The sequence below is a fragment of the Acinetobacter nematophilus genome (genome assembly GCF_026344175.1).
GTDB lineage: Bacteria > Pseudomonadota > Gammaproteobacteria > Pseudomonadales > Moraxellaceae > Acinetobacter > Acinetobacter nematophilus.
In genome coordinates this window covers 1-3179 of record NZ_JAPKMY010000023.1, presented here as the reverse complement: position 1 = coordinate 3179, position 3179 = coordinate 1, and the positions used below count along the sequence as shown (strand labels likewise).

2 protein-coding genes are annotated in these 3179 nt (G+C 46.9%); both read left to right on the top strand.

The genetic code is table 11. From position 1 onward, the window contains the following. A partial coding sequence (locus OSH00_RS20375; protein WP_266131939.1) for a type I secretion system permease/ATPase occupies positions 1-1911 on the top strand: 1911 nt, incomplete at its 5' end. Further along, complete coding sequence (locus OSH00_RS20370; protein WP_266131938.1) at positions 1908-3170, top strand: HlyD family type I secretion periplasmic adaptor subunit; 1263 nt, start codon at positions 1908-1910, stop codon at positions 3168-3170. The genes OSH00_RS20375 and OSH00_RS20370, both read left to right, overlap by 4 nt. The last annotated feature ends 9 nt before the right edge of the window (positions 3171-3179 follow it).

The following is a 3179-nucleotide window of genomic DNA, read 5'->3' as shown; positions in this document are numbered from 1 at the left end:
GTGGTTGAACTCAATGATGGTCAGGTGGCGGTGATTGAGAAAGTCGACACGACTGGCAATGTCAGTCTGCAGCTCAGTGGTGATCAAGGGCTGTCACAAAGCTTCAGTGTGCAGCAGCTGCAAGCCCATGCCAAGCGTGTCTATATTTTTAGACCCGAAACCTCCGTGCCTGATGCACGTGTTGATGAATACATCAAGCCTTATGAGAAAAGTTGGTTCTGGGACATTGTTCTAAAAGACTGGAAGCGTTATACCGATATCATGGTGGCTTCCATGATTGCCAATATTTTGGCCTTGGCGACCATCATCTTCTCCATGCAAGTCTATGATCGTGTGGTACCTTCTCAGTCCATTCCCACTTTGTGGGTTCTTGCAGGCGGGGTACTGATCGCAGCAGTCTTTGAATTCATTCTGCGAATCGCACGAGTCTATCTATCCGACATTATCGGTAAACGTGCCGACTTAAAGATTTCAGACCGGGTATTTGGTCATGCATTGCGCATTCGCAATAAAGATCGGGCACGTTCAACAGGCTCTTTTATTTCCCAGATTCGCGAACTTGAAGGGGTTCGTGAATTGGTCACCTCAACCACCATCAGTGCGATTGCGGATCTACCGTTTTTCTTCCTGTTTCTGGTGATCTTTTGGCTGATTGGCGGCAATATTTTCTGGGTGATGTTGCTGGTGGTACCGTTGATGATTGTTCCGGGCTTCTTGGTACAAAAGAAATTGGCACAATTGGCGACGGAAGGGATGCGTGAATCCGCAATTCGTAATGCGATTTTGGTTGAAGCCGTACAGGGCATTGAAGATATCAAACTACTGCGTGCTGAAGCCAGATTCCAAAATCAATGGAACCACATGAATGAAGTTTCTGCTGATGTCAGCATGCGCCAACGAAAAATTGTCGGGTGGTTAAATGCATGGACACAAAAGATTCAAGGTTTGACCTATGCCATCGTGGTCTTGGTGGGGTGTTTCGCGGTGATGAAAGGCGACATGACCACGGGTGCCTTGGTGGCGTGTTCAATTCTCTCCTCACGGATGCTGGCCCCTATTTCTCAAGTGACGGGCGTGCTGGGACGTTGGCAACAAGCCAAAGTGGCGAAAAACGGCCTAGATGAATTGATGCAAAAACCGGTTGATCGCCCTGAACGTGCCCAATTGATTCAGCGTAAAGTGCTATTAGGCGATTATGATTTTAAAGGGGTTGTATTTAAATATACTGAAGATGATCCACGTCCGACCTTGGTCATTCCCCAACTCAAAATCGCAGTCGGTGAAAAGGTGGCAATTCTGGGACGCAATGGCGCAGGGAAATCCAGTCTTTTACAATTACTGGCCGGGATGCAATTGCCTGTACAGGGCAAAATTAGTCTGGATGGTGTCGATCAATCCTTGCTGGATCCTGATGATATTCGCCGGGATATGGCACTGCTCAATCAAAATGCCCATTTATTCTTTGGGACCATCCGTGAAAATCTAACCTTGGGTGCGCCATTGGCAACCGATGAAGAAATTGTGCGCGCTTTGCAAATCACCAATGCACTGGACATTGTTGAGCAGAAAAAAGAGGGCTTGGACCATACCATTCTTGAAGGCGGTGTGGGCTTTTCAGGCGGACAGAAACAGGCATTACTGCTGACCCGCTTATTGTTGAGAAACCCGAATATTGTCTTGCTGGATGAACCTACGGCGTCGATTGATGATGTCTCTGAAAAAGTCCTGATTCAACATCTAAAACAATGGCTGGGTCATCGCACCTTGGTGGTGGCAACCCACCGCCCTGCAGTTCTGCAACTGGTGGATCGGATCATTGTGGTACATGAAGGAAAGATTATTAAAGATGGACCACGAGATGCCATTTTAAATCCCCAACATCAGCCGAATGCGGGAGGTGCTTCAGCATGAGCCAACAACACAATCAACAAAAGATTGAACTGCAAAGCACTGCATCGGCTGCCCCCCATGATCATGAGACAAGCGATCTGCTCAAGCGTCCCAGCAATCCATCCGCATTAAAGTTTTCAGAACCGCCTTTGCCTAAAGCCAGTTTTATTATTTGGATCGTGGCTGCGGGCTTACTGGCCTTTCTGATTTGGGCATGTGTTTTTAAATTAGAAGAAGTCTCAACGGGCACAGGTAAGGTGATTCCTTCCTCCAAAGAGCAAATCATTCAATCCTTAGATGGTGGAGTACTCACCAGTTTGGATGTCAAAGAAGGCGATATTGTACAAAAAGGGCAAACCCTTGCCCAGATTGACCCCACCCGATTCGAGTCACAGGTCGGAGAAAGCCAGAGCAAATTACTGGCAACCCAGGCCACCGCGGCACGTTTGGAAGCAGAAGTGAATGGTACACCGCTACGCTTCCCCAAAGAGGTGCTGGCCATACCTGCCTTGGTTCGAGAGGAAACGGCACTGTATACCTCTCGTCGTGCCAATCTGGATGAGTCCATCACCGGGCTAAAACATGCCTTGTCCTTGGTACAAAATGAATTGCAAATGACTCAACCGTTGGTGGTCAAAGGTGCGGCATCTGAAGTTGAAGTGTTGCGTCTGAAACGTGATATCAATAACTTTGAAAACCAGATCAATGATAAGCGGAATGACTACTATGTAAAGTCACGTGAAGAGTTGGCAAAAGCCAATGCGGATATTCAGTCTTTACAGCAAATCGTGGCAGGACGAAACGACTCGGTCAAACGTTCAACCTTTAAAGCGCCTGTTCGCGGTGTGGTGAAAGAGATTGCCGTAACCACCATCGGTGGGGTTGTACCACAGAATGGAAAGTTGATGACCATTGTACCGATTGATGAACAGTTATTGATTGAAGCGCGGATCTCGCCACGGGATATTGCGTTTATTCATCCGGGACAACCGGCTTTAGTGAAAATCACGGCCTATGACTATTCCATTTATGGTGGCTTGGAAGGTAAAGTGACGGTGATTTCACCCGATACCATCCGTGATGAAGTGAAACAGGATCAGTTTTATTATCGTGTCTATATTCGAACCAATACAGATAAATTGGTGAACAAAGCGGGTAAGTCTTTTTCGATTACCCCGGGTATGGTGGCAACTGTTGATATTCGTACCGGTCAGAAAACCATTATTGAATACTTGTTGAAACCTTTCAATAAAGCCAAGGAAGCATTAAGAGAGCGTTAATTTTTTAGG